General features: G+C 68.6%; 16 protein-coding genes. 10 read left to right on the top strand and 6 right to left on the bottom strand.

Annotation, left to right across the window (positions count from 1 at the left end):
• Positions 1–32: 32 nt before the first annotated feature.
• Positions 33–2,579: a glycoside hydrolase family 172 protein gene (locus tag ACFSXZ_RS33645; RefSeq protein ID WP_378270094.1), complete on the top strand. Its 2,547-nt coding sequence runs from the start codon at positions 33–35 to the stop codon at positions 2,577–2,579.
• Here ACFSXZ_RS33645 and ACFSXZ_RS33650 read toward each other — a convergent pair.
• From ACFSXZ_RS33650 to ACFSXZ_RS33660, 3 genes are all read right to left on the bottom strand, one after another.
• Positions 2,563–3,099 carry a hypothetical protein gene (locus tag ACFSXZ_RS33650; protein ID WP_378269775.1) on the bottom strand — a complete coding sequence of 179 codons (537 nt, stop codon included), beginning with the start codon at positions 3,097–3,099 and terminating at the stop codon, positions 2,563–2,565. The two genes, ACFSXZ_RS33645 and ACFSXZ_RS33650, sit on opposite strands and share 17 nt — an antisense overlap.
• A 93-nt stretch (positions 3,100–3,192) precedes the next feature.
• Entirely contained in the window at positions 3,193–4,737 is a 1,545-nt protein-coding gene (locus tag ACFSXZ_RS33655; RefSeq protein WP_378269776.1) for a sodium:solute symporter, read from the bottom strand.
• A complete protein-coding gene (locus ACFSXZ_RS33660) occupies positions 4,724–5,935 on the bottom strand; it encodes an anhydro-N-acetylmuramic acid kinase (RefSeq protein WP_378269778.1) in 1,212 nt (403 codons plus the stop codon). Before ACFSXZ_RS33660 ends, ACFSXZ_RS33655 begins: the two co-directional genes overlap by 14 nt.
• A 267-nt stretch (positions 5,936–6,202) precedes the next feature.
• On the opposite strand from ACFSXZ_RS33660, the gene ftsY reads away from it, so the two are divergent.
• From ftsY to ACFSXZ_RS33685, 5 genes are all read left to right on the top strand, one after another.
• Positions 6,203–7,492, top strand: coding sequence for a signal recognition particle-docking protein FtsY (ftsY, locus tag ACFSXZ_RS33665; RefSeq protein ID WP_378269780.1), 1,290 nt, complete (start codon positions 6,203–6,205; stop codon positions 7,490–7,492).
• Between the two features lie 170 nt (positions 7,493–7,662).
• On the top strand, positions 7,663–8,112 hold the full coding sequence (locus ACFSXZ_RS33670; protein ID WP_378269782.1) for a hypothetical protein: 450 nt from the start codon (positions 7,663–7,665) through the stop codon (positions 8,110–8,112).
• Positions 8,112–9,503, top strand: a complete 1,392-nt coding sequence (locus tag ACFSXZ_RS33675; protein WP_378269783.1) for a putative T7SS-secreted protein — start codon at positions 8,112–8,114, stop codon at positions 9,501–9,503. Before ACFSXZ_RS33670 ends, ACFSXZ_RS33675 begins: the two co-directional genes overlap by 1 nt.
• A 139-nt stretch (positions 9,504–9,642) precedes the next feature.
• On the top strand, positions 9,643–10,134 hold the full coding sequence (locus tag ACFSXZ_RS33680; protein WP_378269784.1) for a hypothetical protein: 492 nt from the start codon (positions 9,643–9,645) through the stop codon (positions 10,132–10,134).
• A complete protein-coding gene (locus ACFSXZ_RS33685) occupies positions 10,131–10,607 on the top strand; it encodes a YbaB/EbfC family nucleoid-associated protein (protein WP_378269786.1) in 477 nt (158 codons plus the stop codon). The genes ACFSXZ_RS33680 and ACFSXZ_RS33685 overlap by 4 nt, the downstream gene beginning before the upstream one ends.
• Positions 10,608–10,609: 2 nt before the next feature.
• On the opposite strand, the gene ACFSXZ_RS33690 is transcribed toward ACFSXZ_RS33685, so the two are convergent.
• Positions 10,610–11,392, bottom strand: a complete 783-nt coding sequence (locus ACFSXZ_RS33690; protein WP_378269787.1) for an IclR family transcriptional regulator — start codon at positions 11,390–11,392, stop codon at positions 10,610–10,612.
• Positions 11,393–11,479: 87 nt separating this feature from the next.
• On the opposite strand from ACFSXZ_RS33690, the gene aceB reads away from it, so the two are divergent.
• Together aceB and ACFSXZ_RS33700 are read left to right on the top strand one after the other, a co-directional pair.
• Positions 11,480–13,054 carry a malate synthase A gene (gene aceB, locus ACFSXZ_RS33695; RefSeq protein WP_378269788.1) on the top strand — a complete coding sequence of 525 codons (1,575 nt, stop codon included), beginning with the start codon at positions 11,480–11,482 and terminating at the stop codon, positions 13,052–13,054.
• 22 nt (positions 13,055–13,076) lie between these two features.
• The gene (locus ACFSXZ_RS33700) at positions 13,077–14,276 is read left to right on the top strand and encodes a DUF6986 family protein (protein WP_378269790.1); all 1,200 of its coding nucleotides are present in this window, start codon (positions 13,077–13,079) and stop codon (positions 14,274–14,276) included.
• Positions 14,277–15,084: 808 nt separating this feature from the next.
• Here the strand turns inward: ACFSXZ_RS33700 and ACFSXZ_RS33705 are convergent.
• Entirely contained in the window at positions 15,085–16,068 is a 984-nt protein-coding gene (locus tag ACFSXZ_RS33705; protein WP_378269791.1) for an NAD(P)/FAD-dependent oxidoreductase, read from the bottom strand.
• A gap of 89 nt (positions 16,069–16,157) precedes the next feature.
• Between ACFSXZ_RS33705 and ACFSXZ_RS33710 the strand changes: the two genes are divergently transcribed.
• Positions 16,158–16,727, top strand: a complete 570-nt coding sequence (locus tag ACFSXZ_RS33710) for a helix-turn-helix domain-containing protein (RefSeq protein WP_378269792.1) — start codon at positions 16,158–16,160, stop codon at positions 16,725–16,727.
• Between the two features lie 4 nt (positions 16,728–16,731).
• Here ACFSXZ_RS33710 and ACFSXZ_RS33715 read toward each other — a convergent pair whose 3' ends face one another.
• Positions 16,732–17,262 (bottom strand): GNAT family N-acetyltransferase, encoded by a 531-nt coding sequence (locus ACFSXZ_RS33715; protein ID WP_378269793.1) that lies wholly within the window; start codon positions 17,260–17,262, stop codon positions 16,732–16,734.
• Between the two features lie 160 nt (positions 17,263–17,422).
• On the opposite strand from ACFSXZ_RS33715, the gene ACFSXZ_RS33720 reads away from it, so the two are divergent.
• Complete coding sequence (locus ACFSXZ_RS33720) at positions 17,423–18,286, top strand: class I SAM-dependent methyltransferase (protein WP_378269794.1); 864 nt, start codon at positions 17,423–17,425, stop codon at positions 18,284–18,286.
• The last annotated feature ends 43 nt before the right edge of the window (positions 18,287–18,329 follow it).

The following is an 18,329-nucleotide window of genomic DNA, read 5'->3' on the forward strand; positions in this document are numbered from 1 at the left end:
ACCCTGCCCCAGGAGCCCTGACTGTGTCGAAGATGTGGCTTGCCGCGCCCGGAAACCGGCGACGGTGGCTGGGTGTTGCCCTGCTGATGACCCTGCTCGTAGGCATTCCGGGGCGAGCGGACGCCGCGCCGGCGGTGGCCGCGGACAAGGGTCCGGTCGGCTGGGACACCTACCGTTCGCTGGGTGCGATGGAACGGCTGCGGCCGGGCGAAGAGGTCAAGCAGTTCTCCAGCTTCGACCGCACGGGCAACAACGACGACGGATTCAACGGGACCTATTCCTGTCTGCGTAACGAACCCGACGGCCAATGCGTGATCGCGGAGGCCCACGGGGCCGGTGAGATCAACTCGATCTGGTTCACCTACGCGCCGACCTCGATCGCGGCGATCGGGCGGATCACCGTCGAACTGGACGGTCGCGTGGTGCTGCAGGGGCAGGCGCAGGACATCGTGAACGGCGCGAAGGGTGCCCCGTTCGTGTGGCCGCTGGTCGGGAACTCGGCCGACACCATGGGCGGCTCGGTGATCAAGGTGCCGATGCCGTACACGAACTCGATGAAGATCGTCACCCAGAACAACCCGCACTTCTACCACGTGACCTACCGGAAGTTCGCCGACGCGGCCGGGGTGCGCACCTTCGACCCGGGCGATCGCGCGCTCGACGTGATCGACCGGCTCCGCGGCTACGGTGTCCGCGATCCGAAACCCGCCGCTCTGGCGGCGCAGGACCAGATGACCGGCGTGGCGCTCGCGCCCGGTGCGGCGATGTCCCTGCCGTTGCCGTCGGGTTCCCGGCAGATCACCCAGCTCAGATTGCACCTTCCCCAGGTCGTGGCCGGTCCGGGCCTCTACGACGACGGCCGCTCGTACAACCCGGGTGGCAGTTCCTTCACCGCCACGATCGACCCCGCGAACCAGGGTGTCCGCCTCACTCGCCGCTTCGACGCGGGCATCGGCGACCAGCACGCGACCGTGACCGTGGATGGTCAGCCGGCCGGCGAGTGGTCCAGCGGACCCGCGAGGCCGGGCGGCGGCTGGGCCGATCAGACCATCGACGTCCCGCCGGCGCTGACCGCGGGCAAGACGCACATCAAGGTGCGGAACACCTTCGTCTCGTCCAGCTTGGACGTCAACGAGTTCCGCTACGACGTGCACAGCCTGCTCGGCGGCCAGTGGGTCCGCACGGACCTGCTCGATGTGGGCAACGACCACGTCAGCGACGAAGCCGCGCACGGTTACCAGATCGACGGCGCGCGCTGGGAGGGCCTGCGCTGGTTCTCCTACGGCACGGACGGCGGCCAGGTCGCGGCCTCGGACGCGCTGCTGGACGGGCTGCGGCTGCGCATCACCTTCGACGGTCAGTCCACTGTGGACGCACCGGCGGGTGAGTTCTTCGGGTCGGGCCTGGGCAAGTACGGCTCCCGGACGCTCCTGCACTCGATCGACACCACCGCCGACGGCGCGTTCACGTCGTGGTGGCCGATGCCCTACGCACACTCGGCGACGGTGGAACTGGTGAACACCTCGGGTGTGCCGGTCACGGCGGGGACTCTCACCGTGACTTCCGCCCCCGACGCTTCGGCGGGTGCGAGGCTGGCGGACGGCTCGGCCGGTTACTTCCACGCCACCCAACACCGGCAGGACACGACGCCGGGTCAGGACTGGACCTTCCTGAAGTCGCCGGGGCGCGGTCTCTTCTACGGCGTCACCACCAGCATGCGCGGCCTGATCCCGCCGGGGCAGAACCAGCTCAACTACCTCGAAGGCGACGAGCGGATGTATCCGGACGGCTCGGCCAGCCCGTTCATCTACGGCACGGGTTCCGAGGACTTCTACGAGTCAGGCTGGTACTTCCAGGACGGGCGTAACGGCGGAATCGAGGGCGTGCCGTATGCGATGCCGCAGGCAGGCCTGGTCAGCCACCAGAACGCCGAGGCGGGCTGCCAGGACGTGTGCCTGAACTCCTACCGGCTGATGGTGGCCGACGCGGTGCCCTTCGGCAACGGTGTCGAATTCGACATCGAGCACGGCGACCGGTCCTCGCAACCGGCGAACTACAGTTCCACCGCCTACTGGTACGGCCAGGCATCGCCGTCACTGGTGAGCAGCGACGTGGTGGACATCGCCGACGACGGCAGCCGCGCGCAGCACGGATATTCGGCCAACGGGGAGACCAGGGGCACCCTGACCTCCACCTTCGAGGGCAAGGCCGACCGGACCCCGGTGACGATGGGCACCGGTTCGTCGACCGGGCCGATCACCTTCACCGCCAAGGCGGATCCGGCCAACGGAGGGCTGCGCCTGCGCCGGGTGTCCGACCAGGCGAACGCCTTCCAGCGGGCGAACGTCTACGTGGACGACCACTATGTCGGCGAGTGGTTCGAACCACTGGGCAACGGCTACTCGCGCTGGCTGGAGGACGCCTTCGACGTCCCGTCGTCGGCGACCGCGGGCAAGACCGCCGTCCGGGTCCGCCTCGAACCGATCGCGGGGGCGCCCGCGTGGTCGGCGAGCCGCTACTCGGTGTTCTCCCAGGTCGGCCCGCTCAGCAAGGCCGGTTCGGCTACCGGGGCCGACTGAGTCCCGGTAGTGATGGCTCGACCGGTGGCACTCCGTCCCACTCGGCCAGTGGGGCGCAGTGCCACCGCCAACGTTCGAGCTTGGGCAAGCCGGGCAAAGCGACCCGGCCGTTGGCCCACAACAGGGCGCGCCACGGATCGGTGTCCGACGGCGCCCAGGGGAACAGACGGTGCAGCGTCGCGGCCGCGAGCGCGGGATCCGGTTCGAAGGAAGCGTTCCAGGCCGAACCGGTGTCGGCGGTGTGCACGAGCAACTCGTCACACGCCATGGCGACGAAACCAGCCGGATCCGCGATGCCCCAGGGATGCCACCCTCGTTGGTCCGCGGAAGCCGAGTCGGCGACCGCGCCCAGCACGCCGGCCCAGACCTCGATCGTCCTGACGAGGTGCGGGGGAGATGCGTCCGGCTTCACCGATATGTCCACTGTGGACAATTCGGTGCGACCGGCGGCGAGGTCGCTCGTGTACCAGATCAGGCAGCCTGCGATGTGCGCCGCGACCTCCGCCGCGGGCCTCTCCATCACGTCCACCCTGGCCTGCCAGTCGGCGTCCAGGTGCTCGGCGAGAAAGGCTGTGCACTGCTCGACCGTGCGCCGAAGAATCGACGTGTCCAGCTAAACCGCCTCCGCTTCTCGTGCCTCCGTGGCCTGTGTGTTCGGGTCGGGCGTGCGGTGCCGCAGGGACAGCAGGCCACCGACGGCGAGCGTGATGAGCACGCCGAGGAGGGTGTACCAAGGGAAAGCCAACACTACGGGCTTCGCGCCGGGCGCGGGCGGGATCTTCACGCCGAGCACCACGTAGGCCATGACGGCGACGGTCACCACGAACGCGATGATCGCGTCGGTTTGCCGGGCACGCTTGATGAGCAGGCCGAGCAGGAAGGCGCCGAGCATCGCGCCGTAGGTGTAGCCGGTGATGGACAGGCCCTGCTCGATCACCGGGTTGTTCCGGCTGCTGAACAGAGAACCGAAGACCGCGAACACGACGGCCCACACCAGCGTCCAGACCCGCCCGTGCCGCAACAACCGGGAATCTTCCGGGGCACGGCGGGTGAACCGCTGGTACAGGTCGGAGACCGTGGAGTTGGACAGCGCGTTGAGGGCCGAGGCGAGCGCGCCCATCGTGGACGCGAGGATCGCGGCGATCAGGAGCCCGGCCACGCCCGCGGGGAGTTCGCTGGTGATGAAGCCGGTGAAGATGTCGTCGCTGCTCTTGACACCCAGCTGCTTGAGGTTGCGGAAACCGTTGTGTGCCCACAACATCGCGCCCACGAGCAGGAACAGTCCAAACTGGAGGGTCACCGCGATGCCGCTGCCGATCAGCGCCTTCCGCCCGTCGGCGACGCTCCGGCAGGCCAGGAACCGCTGCACGATCAACTGGTCGGCACCGTGCGAAGCCATGGTGAAGATCGCGCCGCCGACCACCGCGGTGAGGAAGGCGTACTGGCTGGTCAGCAGGTGCAGTCCGGAGAAGTCGAAGTCGAAGAGCCGGAACACGCCCGCGTCACGGGCCCGGGCCGTCCACCCGGCGGGCAGCTTGGTGGCCAGCACGATCATCGCGATGATCGCGCCGCCGACATAGATCGAGAGCTGGATGACGTCCACCCACACCACGGCCTTGATCCCGCCGACCAGCGCGTAGACGACGGTGAGCGCGGTGAGGACCACCACGATCTGCCAGTACTGCGTGTGCAGGCCGTAATGCGAGAGGATCAGCTGGATCGGGATGGCGCCCGCGAAGAGCCGCACCCCTTCGGCCAGGAGCCGGGTGACGATGAACGCGACGGACGAAACGCCCTGCATGGCCGAGCCGAACCGTTGACCGAGGAAGGCGTAGGCCGTGGTCTGCTTACCCCGGAAGTAGCGCGGGAGCAGGATGAACGACACCAGCGTGCGGCCGATGATGTAGCCGAACGGGAGCTGCAGGTAGGTCAGCCCGTTGTAGCTGCCGGACGCCGCCCAGATCAGCCCCGGCGTGCTGATCACGGTCAGCGTCGAGGTCTCGGTGGCCACGATCGAGAAACACACGGCAGGCCACGGCAGGCTCCGCTCGCCGATGAAGTAGTCGGTGGCCGAACGCTGGCGGCGGCCGATCAGGACACCGATCACGGGCATGGCGGCCAGGTAGACGACGATGATCGCCAGGTCAACGGGGTGCATCAGTCTCTCCTACCGTCCAGGGGCCTTTGCCTGCTACCCGCAGCCGGGTGATGCCTTGGGTCCGGGGTGGGGGCAGCGTCAGGGGCCCGGCACCGGGGGTGATGCTGCCGAGCAGCCGGGGGCCGCGAGCGCCGGTCGCGCTGGGCACGTCCGCGGCCACGCCGTGCCACGTGAGCCAGCCGAGCAACGCCGTGAGGTAGGCCTCCTTGGCGCCACGAGGCAGGCCCAGTTCGTCGCTGACGACCAGGCGCGCACCGTCGAGTCGGGCGGTCAGCTTGCGCAGGAGCACCGGGTTTTCGACACCGCCGCCCGAGGCGACGACGGTCCGGGCCCGGTGCCGTCGACAGGCCTCGCCGATGGTGCGCGCGGTCAGTTCGGTGAGGGTGGCGAGCAGGTCTTCCGGGCTGATCTCCATGCCCTGTGTGGCCGAGCCGAGGTAGTCGGCGTCGAACAGTTCCCGGCCGGTCGACTTCGGGGGTTTGGCTTGGTAGTACGGCTCCGCGAGCAGTCGCCGGAGCAGTTCGTCGCGGACCTGACCTCGTGCGGCGAGGGCGCCGTCGAGGTCGCTGCGCGCTCCGGTGAGGCGCTGGGCGGCCAGATCGAGGAGGGCGTTGCCGGGCCCGGTGTCGTAGGCGATGGTGTGGCCGCCGGGCTCGACCACGGTGATGTTGGCGATGCCGCCGATGTTCAGCGCGATCGCGGGCTCAGCGGTGGATTCGGCGAGGTCTCGCAACCACAGCCGGTCCAAAACGGCGGCCAGCGGCGCACCCTGCCCGCCCGCGGCCACGTCGCGGGAGCGCAGATCGGCGATGACCGGAAGGCCCGTGCGCTCGGCGATCCACGCCGGACGGCCGAGTTGGAGCGTGCCCCGTGCGCGACCGTCTTCGACCCAGTGGAAGACGGTCTGGCCGAGGGAAGAGATCAGGTCCGCGGGCCCGAACCGGTCGATGGCCCGCTGGGCGGCTTCGGCGAAGGCCTGTCCGGCCTCCGTGTCCAATTTGGTCAGCCGGCCGGCGCCGACGGCGGCCGGTGGCAGGGCCTCGAGCAGTTCCTCCCGCAGCCGCCCGGGGTACGGGTGTTCGAACTCGCCGACCGGGCGTAGTTCGAGTTCGTCGCCATGGGCGCGGAACTCGGCGACCGCCACGTCGATCCCGTCGACGGACGTGCCGGAAATGAGCCCGACGACCCGTTCTGCCATGGCTGTGGTCTAGCCCGCGTTTCACCAGACCGCAACCGGATCCGCCACTTCTTCACAGGTTCGAGAGGAAGGTGTCTTTACTACGGATCAGCAGCGTCGAATCGGCGGCCGGACGAAAAGTGTGTCCGGCCGCGTGCGGTGGCCTCCGGCGGAACCTTGCGCTGTGGTCGTCCGCCGTTGCCGCCTCCGGCCGAGCAAAGACACCTTGCTCCCGAACCCGGCGAGGGCACCACCACGGGCGGCGGGCGTGGATGCGAGGATGGCCCGGTGAGTGCGTTGTGGGAATGGATCGTCCTCGTCGTCATCCTGGTGCTGGCGATCGCCCTGGTCAGCGGGGTCACCGTCGCGCGAAGGCGGCGGGTGACCCTGCGCGGGACCGAGCGCCCGGAGGTGAAGCCGAAGGGCGGCGGCTATTCCACCGACAGCGGGTTCGCGCTGGCGCCCGGCGGTGAAAAGACCTCCGAGACCGAGGCGCCGCCGCATCCGGCCGGGGAACGCACCGAGGTCGACGGCCAGCCCGGGGTCGGGGACGACGCCGCGGTACCGCGGGATTCGGACCGGCGCACACTCGTGGACGTCGCTCTGCCGGAGGCCGAAGAGACCACGAGGCTCGAGGAAGTCACCGAACCGGTCAGCGGCCGCCTCGAGCGGATGCGCGGCCGTCTCGCGAAGTCCCGGTCGGTGTTCGGGCAGAGCCTGCTCGGGTTGCTCGGGGCGGGCGACCTCGACGAGGACTCGTGGCAGGACGTCGAGGACACCTTGCTGATGGCCGATCTCGGTGCCGCGACCACGACCGAGATCGTGGACACGCTGCGCACCGAGATGAGCCGGCGCGGGGTGCGCACGACGGAAGAGGCGCGGTCGCTTCTGCACGACGTACTCACCGAGGCCTTGCGCACCGACGGAGACCGCGCGGTGCGTGCGCTGCCGCACACGGTCGACGGCCGGAAGCAACCGGCGGTGGTGCTCGTCGCCGGGGTCAACGGCACCGGCAAGACCACGACCACCGGGAAGCTCGCGCGGGTACTCATCGCGCAGGGCAGCCGGGTGATGCTCGGCGCCGCCGACACCTTCCGCGCGGCCGCCGCCGAACAGCTCCAGACGTGGTCCGAGCGGGTGGGCGCGGAACTCGTGCGAGGCAAGGAGGGAGCCGACCCGGCCGCGGTCGCCTTCGACGCGGTCAAGCGCGGTGTGGACGCGGGCGTGGACGCGGTGCTGATCGACACCGCGGGCCGGCTGCACACCAAGACCGGCCTGATGGACGAGCTCGGCAAGGTCAAGCGCGTCGTGGAGAAGCAGGCCAAGGTCGACGAGGTGCTCCTGGTGCTCGACGCCACCACCGGGCAGAACGGGCTCGCTCAGGCCCGGGTTTTCGCCGAGGTCGTCGACGTCACGGGGATCGCGCTGACCAAACTGGACGGTACGGCCAAGGGCGGCATCGTTTTCCAAGTACAGCGCGAACTCGGCGTGCCGGTCAAGCTCGTCGGCCTCGGGGAGGGACCCGACGACCTGGCCCCGTTCGACTCGTCGGCCTTCGTGAACGCCCTCCTCGGCTGAACGCCCTCGGTTCGCCTACCCCGGCGTCGTAGTGGAGCAAGGTGGATTTACTACGGATCATCCGTAGTAAACATTCCTTGCTCCAAAACAGCCCCATGGCCGGGAACCGCGGCGGGGGTGTGATCGTCGAAGCGGAGAAATCCCGACCGGCGATGGGGGCTTGTGAACTTATGACCAGCGGATTCGGCGCTGTCCCTGATGATCTGCGGCAGAGCGCGGGCAAGATCGGTGAGGTGATCGGCGGGGTCGCCGGCCTCGTGTGGCAGGGCCCGAGTGGGGACTACGGGCACGCGGCGGTGCAGTCCGGCTGGGCGCGCTTCATCGAGGGCATGAAGGGCACCGTGCAGGGGTTGCACGACAAGGCAGGCGAACACGGCGAGAGTCTCAGGACCGCCGCCTCGGCGTACGAGGGCTCAGAGGCAGAGGCCGGTACGAAGATCGGCGATTTCGGTGAGGCGGTCGCCGCCGCTGATGACGGCATGGTCGGCGGAGGCTTCGGCGGGCCGGTCCGCGGCGGGATGGCCGGTGGTTCGGGCTTCCTGGATCCGGCGATCATCCAGAGCCGGCTGGATCCGGGTGCCGATCCGGGCTCCTGGGAGAACACCGGGGCGGTGTACTGATGGCCGCCGAACTGGGAGAGTCGACCGACCCGAGGGATCTCATCCCCGGTGACCCCGGCCGTATCGCGGCGGATCTGCGGTCGCTCGTGGGGACCATACGCGGCATCGAGGGGGTGGGCAGCGGCCTCGGACGCATCGATCCCGCGCAGTGGACCGGCCAGGCCAGCTCCAGTTTCCGGGCGGCCTTCGGCGCCGAACCGCCCAAGTGGGCCAAGGCGGTCGATCAACTCGGCCAGGGCGCTCGGTCGCTGGCCGACTACGGTGACGTGCTGACCTGGGCGCAGGGCCGGGCACAGCAGGCGATCGAGCTGTACACGCAGGCGCGGGCGGCGAGCCGTACGGCCGCGGCCCAGTATCGGGAGCAGGCCGGTTCGGGCGATCCGCCGATGACCCCGTTCTCCGATCCCGGGCAGGAAGGGGCTCGGAACGCGAAGGCGATCCTGGCCGACGCTCGGCAGAAGCTGGAGCACGCGGGCGGCGAGGTCGCGTCCGCGCTGGCGCTGGAACCCGACGGCAAGGGCGGCTTCATCCTCAAGAAGAAAGAGAACGAGTTCGGCGCCGACCACCGGAAGACCAAGAAGGTCTGGGACCCGGAACAGAAGAAGTGGGTCGACAAGGACCCCGGCGGCTGGCAGAAGGGCAAGTACGGCAGCAGCTACAAGAAGGAGTTCGGCGATCCGGCCGACGGCCTGCTGGGCGACAAGATCGAGGGCACGCTCAAGGCACTCGGCATCGACGTTCCCGAGAAGACGTGGAAGGCCTCGGCGAACGTCGACGTGGCACATGGATCCCTCGACGGGAAGTTCCACTCCGGACCGTTTTCCGGTAACGGCAAGCTGGAAGGGTCGGTGCTCGGTGCCGGCGCGGAGGCGCACGCGACAGCGAGCGCGCTCGGTGTCAACGCGGGCGCCAGCGCCGAGGCCTACCTGGCGAAGGGCAGCGCGGAGGGCGAGGTCAAGTTCGGTGACCACACGAAACTGACCGGAAGCGGTGAGGCGCTCGTCGGAGCCAAGGCGGAGGCCCAGGGCAGCGCGGGCTGGACCGGAATCCAGGGCGGCGCCGAGGCGTTCGCCGGGGCCAAGGCTTCCGGTGACGTCGGGGCCGAGGTCGCCGGTGTCGGCGCCGGTGCGCACGGTGAAGCGTGGGCCGGTGCCGGGGCCGAGGCGAGTGGCCAGCTCGGCATGGGCAGCGACGGGAAGTTCCATGTCGGTGGCTCGGTCGGGCTCGGCCTCGGCCTCGGCGCCAAGGTCGGCGTCAACGTGAGCGTCGATCCCGGTGAGGTCGTCGACACCGCGACCGACGTGGGCAAGGACATCGGCCATGCCGCCTCGGGCGTGACCGGTGCGGTGTCCGGCGGGGCCAAGTCGGTCTGGCATGGCCTGGGCTTCTGACCAGGCTTACCAATCCGGCCAAAAGTAGGCGGACACGGGCCGCAGCCGAACCGCTTACAGGGCCCCATTTCCGCCGTGGCTGTGGTCGGATTGGTAACGATCGGCACAGTAGTGACAAACGATTTCGGAGGATTTCGCCATGGTGGCAACCATTCCCGTGCCGATCCAGTTCTCGTTGCCCGAGGGCTGGCGGTCGGTCCCCCCTGACGAGGTGAACGCGGCGGAGGCCGCTTTCGTGGCCCTGCGTCCACCGCCCGTGGAGGGGTTCACCGCCAACATCACCATCAGTGGTGAGCTGCGTGAAGACGACGTGCCGCTGCCGCGCATCGCGGACGAGGCGGTCGAAAAACTGCGTACCGGCGCGCGTGACGTGGAACTGGGCCGCCGGAACGAGGTGGGCTCGACGGCGAATCCGGGCTTGACGCAGGCCGTCCGGATGACGGTCGACCTACACGGCACGCCGACGGAAATCGGTCAGTTCCAGGTGTTCCTCGCGATGCGGGACACCGAGCACAAGGATCGCCGAGCGGTGCTCCATATCGTGCTGAGCGCCCTGCCCGAGCAGTTCGACAATCTCTTGGAGGAGTTCCAGCAGTTCGTTTCGACCATCCGGCCGGAAGGCGCGTCGTGAGCGAACAGGCCGAGGAACTCCTGCGCAGGATCGAAGCGATCGACGAGGCGGCCGCGGACAACCAGCGGCGCGCCGAGTCCTACCAGCGGATGAGTGACGAGCTGAAGACGGTCGAGGCCACGGTCGCCTCTCCGGACGGGATCGTGACCGTGGTCGCCGCCGCGGGCGGGGAGATCAAGTCGGTCACCTTCACCGACCGGGTCCGGACGGCGTCGCCCGAGGCGTTGTCGGCCGTGGTCACCCACACGCTGGCGGCGGCTCGCGCGTCGGCAGCCCGGTTGCAGGCCGAGGTGGTCCGGCGGGGGCTGGGCGACACCGCATTGCTGGACAAGGTGCTGACCTCCGACGGGGAACTGTTCGGCGACCGACGGCCTCACGATCCCGGTCCGCCCCCGGCGCCGGTCCGTCGGCGTGCCGCCGCCCAGGAGGACGAATTCTTCGAAGAGTTCGACGTGTTCGGGCGCTCTCGCTGAGTTCAGTTCGGGGCGGTGAGTTCGGTCACGGCCAGGTGGGCGGACAGGGTCGCCGCGATGCGCTGGACGACCGGGGCGATCCGGTCGACCGCTTCCTTGGTGAGCCTGCCTTCCGGACCCGAGACCGAGACCGCCGCGCGGGCCGGGGTGCCGGTCAGAGGGGCGGCGACACAGCGCACTCCTAGTTCCTGCTCGCTTTCGTCCATGGCATAGCCGAGCTCCGCGACCTTCGCCAGGTGGGTCAGCAGGATGTCGGGGTCGGTGCAGGTGTGCTCGGTGTAGGCGGGCATGCCGGTCCGTTTCAGCAGGGCACGGACCTCCTCGGTGGGGAGCTGCGACAGGATCGCCTTTCCCACCCCGGTGCCGTGCGGCAGGACCCGGCGGCCGACTTCGGTGAACATCCGCATCGAGTGCTTCGACGGCACCTGCGAGACGTAAACCACTTCATCGCGCTCCAGCACCGCGAGGTTGGCGGTCTCGCCGACTTCGTCGACCAGTTCGGCGAGCAGCGGCCGTGCCCAGACCCCGAACTGCATGCTCGCGTTTTCCCCCAGCCGGATGAGACGGCCGCCCAGCGCGTAGCGCCGGTTGGTGTTCTGCCGCACATAGCCCAGTGCCACCAGCGTGCGGATCAGCCGGTGGATCGTCGGCATGGGAAGCCCCGAACTCGCCGCCAGCTCGGACAAACTCGCTTCACCACCGGTGTCGGCCAGCCGTTCCAGCAGTTCGAAGGCGCGGCGGAGCGACTGGACGCTTCCGTCACGCCCGCCCTTCTCTTCGGTCACCCGACTCTCCTCGCGTTTGAGCTTCCGCTATGCAGAAACTATAGTCCGAGATGTAAAAACGTACGGACGTCTTTGGGAGTGTCCCCCATGTCTGAAGCCCGGGTGGTCGGTGGCAAGGTTGATGGAGTTGAGCGCGTCCTTTCCAAGGCGGCCCTGGAGTTCCTGGCCGGCTTGCACGACAACTTCGCGGCGCGACGGGACGAGCTCCTCCAGGCTCGCGGGAAGCGCCGGGAAGAAGCCAAGCGCACCGGCAAGCTCGACTTCCTGGCCGAGACCAAGGAGATCCGCGAGTCCGAGTGGCAGGTCGCCGTGGCGCCGCCGGCCCTGCGCGACCGGCGGGTCGAGATCACCGGCCCCACCGACCGCAAGATGACCATCAACGCCCTCAACTCGGGCGCGAAGGTGTGGCTGGCCGACTTCGAGGACGCCAACACCCCGCACTGGGCCAACGTGGTGGCCGGTCAGGTCAACCTCCACGACGCCATCCGCGGCACCATCGAGCTGGACAGCGGCGGCAAGCACTACGCGCTGCGGGACGATGTCGAGCACGCGACCATCGTCGTGCGTCCTCGCGGCTGGCATCTCGACGAGCGGAACATCACCTTCGACGGCCGCAAGGCGGTCGGCGCGCTCGTCGACTTCGGTCTCTACTTCTTCCACAACGTGCGCGCCCTGCTCGCCGCCGACAAGGGCCCGTACTTCTACCTGCCGAAGATGGAAAGCCACCTCGAAGCGCGGCTGTGGAACGACGTTTTCAGCTACGCCGAAAAGGAACTGGGTATCGAGCACGGCACGATCCGCGCGACCGTGCTGATCGAGACCATCCCGGCCGCTTTCGAGATGGAGGAGATCCTCTACGAACTGCGCGAGCATGCCTCAGGCCTCAACGCGGGCCGCTGGGACTACCTGTTCAGCATCATCAAGTACTTCCGTGACGCCGGTAAGAAGTTCGTCCTGCCGGACCGCAACAGCGTCACCATGACCGCGCCGTTCATGCGCGCCTACACCGAATTGCTGGTGCGCACCTGCCACAAGCGCGGAGCTTTCGCGATCGGCGGGATGGCCGCGTTCATCCCGAGCAAGGACCCGGAGGTCAACGAGGGAGCCTTCGCCAAGGTCCGGGACGACAAGGCCCGCGAGGCCGGCGACGGTTTCGACGGGTCCTGGGTCGCGCACCCCGGCATGGTGGGCATCTGTGCCGAGGAGTTCGACAAGGTCCTCGGGGATCGGCCGAACCAGCTCGAGCGCACGCGCGACGAGGTCAGCGTGACCGCCGACCAGTTGCTCAACGTCGCCGCGACCGAGGGCGAAGCGACCGAAGCGGGGTTGCGCGGTGCGGTCGATGTCGGGGTCCGGTACCTCGCGTCCTGGCTGGGCGGCAATGGCGCGGCGGCGATCCACAACCTGATGGAGGACGCCGCGACCGCCGAGATCTCGCGGTCCCAGATCTGGCAGTGGGTGCGCAACGGCGTCGAGTTGTCCGACGGCACCAAGGTCACCGAGGAGCTGGTGCGCACGGTGCTCGACGAGGTGCGCAAGGAACTCGACGGCGTCGTCCCGGCGGAGCACCTGGACACCGCGGTCGAGCTGTTCGAGCAGGTCGCGCTGGCCGACGAGTTCCCGGACTTCTTGACCCTGCCCGCCTACGAGCGGATTTCCTGACCAGGAAAGGGAAACCGCGGACATGACCGAGCCGGGCGAAGCCCCTGGCCGGCTTCCCGGCTCGGTCTATGCCGCCGCCGACGCCCGTCTGTCCGAAGTGGACGCGCAGGTGGCGGCGCGTTATCCGGGTGAGCGGGCCGGGCGGCAGCCGGTGCACACCGTCTACGTTCCGGCGCACCGGTTTTCCGGTGGCGTGGTCGAGCGATGGGGTGAGCAAGCCCGCGTGGTGTTCGCCGGGCACGGCGACGCGCTGGGGCTCGAACCCGGTATCGCCGACCGAGTGCGTCGCAAGCTTGCCGTGGAACCGATCGAGGATCTGCGGATCGACTTCGAAGACGGTTACGGCAACCCGGGTGACGAAACCGAAGACGCGGACGCGCTGGCGTGCGCCCGCGTTCTCGTCTGCTCTCCGGGCACGCCGTTCACCGGCATCCGGTTCAAAAGTTTCGAGGCGAGCACCCGGCGTCGGGGAATCCGGACGTTGGACGTGTTCCTCGACGGACTCGGCGGTGAACTCCCGCCCGGGTTCGTGGTGACGCTGCCGAAGGTGACGGCGGTGGCGCAGGTCGCCGTCCTGGTCGACGTGCTCGGCACTCTCGAAGCGGCCTACGGACTGGCCGAAGGCGCGTTGCGGTTCGAGGTGCAGATCGAGACACCGCAGTCCATTGTGGACGCTGACGGCCGGATCGCGATCGCGTCGATCATCTCGGCGGCCGCCGGCCGGTGTGTCGGCCTGCACTACGGCACGTACGACTACAGCGCGGCCCTCGGCATCGCGGGCGCCTACCAGAGCATGGACCATCCGGCGGCGGACTTCGCGAAGGCGTTCATGCAGGTCGCCGCGGCGGGCACCGGAATACGCCTGTCCGACGGCTCGACCAACCGGCTGCCGGTCGGTGACGCCGTCCTGCCCGCCTGGCGGGAGCACCTGCGCTTGGTACGCCGTTCCCTCGAACGCGGCTTCTACCAAGGCTGGGACCTGCATCCCCACCAGTTGCCGACCCGGTTCGCCGCCACTTACGCTTTTTTCCGCGAGAACCTGCCGTCAGCGGTGGCGCGCCTGCGTGGCTATGCCGCCCAGGCGGCCGGCGCCGTCTTGGACGAGCCCGCCACCGTACGCGCGCTGTCCGCCTTTCTCCTTCGAGGCCTCGACTGCGGCGCCGTCGACGAGGACGAACTGCCCTTCGACCGCGCCTGGCTGCGAGCCCGGGCGACACCCTGATGTAATCGCACCACTACGGCTGGCCAGTCGTCCGGCCGATAGATGAGCCTGTGCGATCCATCCAGGAACTGGCGAAGGGTTGCCTCGCACTGGCTCGTGCGAGGCAACCCTTTTGCGGAGCTTTCTGAAGCCCTACGGGGTATTAGCTTGATCGGGCGGTTTTTGTCGGCGAGCTTTCCGGCGTTTATGAGGGCGCGGCCGATTGTGAATGCTTCGGTAGGGATGAGGCTGTAGCCGGGGGAGTTGACCTCGGTGAGCAGGATGCGTGGTGTGGTCTCTCGGACGTGTTGTTCGAGGTCGATGTGGATTTCAGGCGGTTCGAAGTACCAATTTCCGTCCGCGCGCAGGCAGCGGATGGGGTTGCTTGTTGTCAGTCTGACGGTCGCGAGTTTGAGGTCGGGGCGGTGGATGCGGTCCTCGGGGAAGTCCGTGTGGGTAGGGCTGATGGTGCACCAGGGTGGGCAGGTCGCCGCCGCGACACGCACCGCCGAGGACTCTGTCTCGAACAGCAAGGGGAGAAGCAGCGCGCCGGTCTTCCCGTTCTCGGCGGCTTTCCTGACCAACTGGTTGAGTTCTTCGGCTCGGTGGTCCGGGGTCTTGGTATCACCGTTGTCCACCGTCGCCCAGTGGGCGGCAACGAGTTCACGGAACCGGGCCTGGGAGGCGTTCTCGCCAGTCATACCGTTCATCCTCTCGGATAGCCCATGGGATCGAACGTTCACTGCGCCGGTATTGCTCGCATATCGACGGTGATCGGCTTGTCGAGAAAGCGCTTACAGAATTCGCCGGACGGGCTTCCTCATGACGCTCAGGTGAGAGTGCCGGACAGTGCGGCAGCCAGGGCGGCGTTGGTGTCGGCGTTGACGAGGTCGGCGTTCATGTGGGCGCCGGCGAGGGCTCCCGCCGCGGCCGAGGCACCGACTTGTGCCATCGGGTCCGTGGCATTGCCCGCCACCCACACACCTGGCACTTCGGTGCTACCGGCCATGCCGGTGACGAAGTGGCGGCCCATGCCGCCGGGCAGATCCTCCATCGGTAGTCCGAGGCCTTCGAGGCCGTCGGTGCGAGCCAGCAGTGTGGTGGCGACCGCGAGGACGCGCCGCGGCACTACATTTCCATCGGCCAGCCGCACACCCGTGATGCCGTTGTCGTCGGACTCGACCTCCGCGACGGGGATGTCGACGACACGGATGTCGCGAGCCGCGAACCGGGCGCGCGTGTCCTCATCGAGGTCGGTGCCGCGGGTGAAGTACACCAGGTCTTCGGTCAGCTGACGGAACAGCAGGGCGTGATGGACCGAGGCCGGGCCGACGGCGAGGATGCCGATGGCTTCGTCGCGTACCTCCCACCCGTGGCAGTACGGGCAGTGCACCACGCTGTGTCCCCAGTGCCGGGCGAGTCCGGGGATGTCGGGCAGCACGTCCCGTAGCCCGGTGGCGACCAGGACCCGCCGCGTTCGCAGGACTTCACCATCGGCCAGGGTGATGGTGAAGCGAAGGTCACCTTCGGGCGAGGCTGGAGCTGCGGAGGTCACCTCGCCGGGCACGAACCGGCCGCCGTAGCGGGTCACCTCCTCCCGTCCGCGACGCAGCAGTTCCGCCGGTGGGGTGCCGTCCAAACCGAGCAACCCGTGTACGCCTTCGGCCGGTGCGTTGCGCGGAGTGCCGCTGTCGATCACGACGACCGAGCGGCGCGAGCGGGCCAGCATCAGCGCGCCGTTCAGGCCCGCGGCGCCCCCGCCGATCACCACGGCGTCGACGATCTCGTTCGGGAGAGTGGTTGTTCCAGGCATGGCAGCGTCCTTGTTCTCCGGGGCCCTCGTTGGGGCGGTACACCACCGAGCGTAGGAGCTACTTGCGCAGAAGGCATACAATCATGCCTATGACGCAAAAGGATGACGAGCTGGACAGCCTGGTGCGCAAACGCGTCCGGGCCTTGCGAGTGGCGCAGGGCTGGTCCCTGGAGGAGTTGGCCGCCCGTGCGCGGATCAGCCCGTCCTCGCTCAGCCGGATCGAGAACGGTCAGCGACGCCTCGCCCTGGATCAACTCGTCACCCTCGCCCGCGCTCTCGACACCACTCTCGATCAGCTGGTCGAGACGGACACCGACGATGTGATCTCCAGTCCGGTGATCGACGCGGCCCATGGGCGCATGCGGTGGCCGATCAAGGCGGAACCCGGCATGACCGTCATCCGCCAGCGCTTGACGGGCCCGCCGCCGGACAACCCCGCACGCCTGCGCGCGCACCCCGGGCGCGAATGGCTTGTCATCCTCTCCGGGACCGCCGTGCTGCTACTGGGAAACCGCCGTTTCCGGGTGGAGACCAACCAGGCCGCGGAGTTTCCGACCATGCTTCCGCACGCGCTCGGGGCCGAGGCGGGTCCATGCGAAATCCTGGGCATCTTCGATCGCGATGCCCGGCGAGGGCACCGGAACGACGAGGACCGTTGACCCCTTATGCGTGTCCGGAGGCGGATATCGGTTTTTCGAAGATGAGCTCGAGGCCGTCTTCGTCGTCCCACTGCTCGCCGCTCCGCACGAACCCGAAGCCCGCGATCGTGGCCAGCGAGGCGACGTTGTCCGGTCTGATGGCCGCACGGACCGTGCTGACGCCGGGTTCCGCGGCGGCCCTGCGCAACAGTTCGACCAGTGAGGCCCTGGCATATCCGCGGCGACGGAAAGCGGGATCCACGGCGTAACCGATCTCGACCATGCCGGATTCGCCGGGCGGGCCGTGGAACCCGGCATGTCCGACGACCACGTCATCGCCACCGACGACCGCCTGCCTCGCCATCCACCGCGCGTTGTGCGGGTCCGCGGCGATCTGCGCCAATCGGTACTGCCATAACCACCGCGCCTGATCGGTCAGGAAGTACTCGGTCAGCGAGACCCCGGCCAAGCGTCCGGCCTTGGCCAAGTCGCCCTCGGCAAGCGCGGACATCGCCGTGGCACCCAGTTCGACGAAACGAATCTCCGGTAGCGCCATCGAGCCATGCTCGTTCAGCCGCGGTGAGGGCCGCAATCGAAAAACCCGAGGACCGACCGCACGCCAGGACGCTTGCGTGTTCAGCGGGCCGTGAGGCCATTACCTTGCCATCAAGGCAAGAGGTAGTGCTTCCAGCGCATGGACGACTTACCGTGGCGCCATGACGCACGCCGCCCATCACCATGGCACGCAGCACCAGCACGAACACCACGACCATGACACCGACGTCCAGGCGGAGATCCTCGATCTCGACGCGGAAGTGCTCGCCGAACACATCGCGTCCATCACCGCGTGGCTGCCTGTCGAGGCCAGTGCCCGGCAGATCGTGGATCTGGGCTGCGGGACCGGTACCGGAACCTTCGCTTTGCTCGCCCGTTTCCCGGAAGCGCAGGTCACCGCCGTCGACTCCTCCGCCGACCATCTGCGTCGCCTACAGGAAAAGGCCCGCGAGAACGGGTTGGCCGACCGGGTACGCACCGTCCAGGCCGATCTCGACGCGACGTGGCCGGAACTCGGCGAGCCCGACCTGGTGTGGGCATCGGCCTCCCTGCACCACATGGCCGATCCCGACCGGACACTGCGCCAGGTCCGCGAGACGCTCACCCCCGGCGGGCTTTTCGCGGTCGTCGAACTCGCCGCCTTTCCCCGGTTCCTGCCCGCCGGCGCTCCCGAGAATCGCCCTGGCTTGGAGGAGCGCTTACACGCCGCGATCGACCGCCATCATGCCGAGCACCTACCCCACCGTGGCGCCGACTGGGGTGCCAAGCTGGCCGCCGCCGGGTTCACCCTCGAAGGTGAACGGACGATCACCGTCGAGATCGAGCACTCCCGCTCCGAAGCGGTTGGCCGCTATGCGTTGAGCAGTCTGCGCCGCTTGCGCGGCACCGTCGCCGATGCGCTTTCGGCCGACGATCTCGCGGTGCTGGACCAACTTCTCGATACCGACAGCCCCGGCAGCATCCTGCGGCGTGACGACCTGGGAGTGCGCACCGAACGTGTCGTCTGGGCCGCGCGGCGCACCTGAGCGGCGGGTCGACCAGGTCACCGTGGCCGTCCGGTGTTCATAC

Source organism: Amycolatopsis pigmentata, from assembly GCF_042684065.1.
GTDB classification, from domain to species: domain Bacteria; phylum Actinomycetota; class Actinomycetes; order Mycobacteriales; family Pseudonocardiaceae; genus Amycolatopsis_E; species Amycolatopsis_E pigmentata.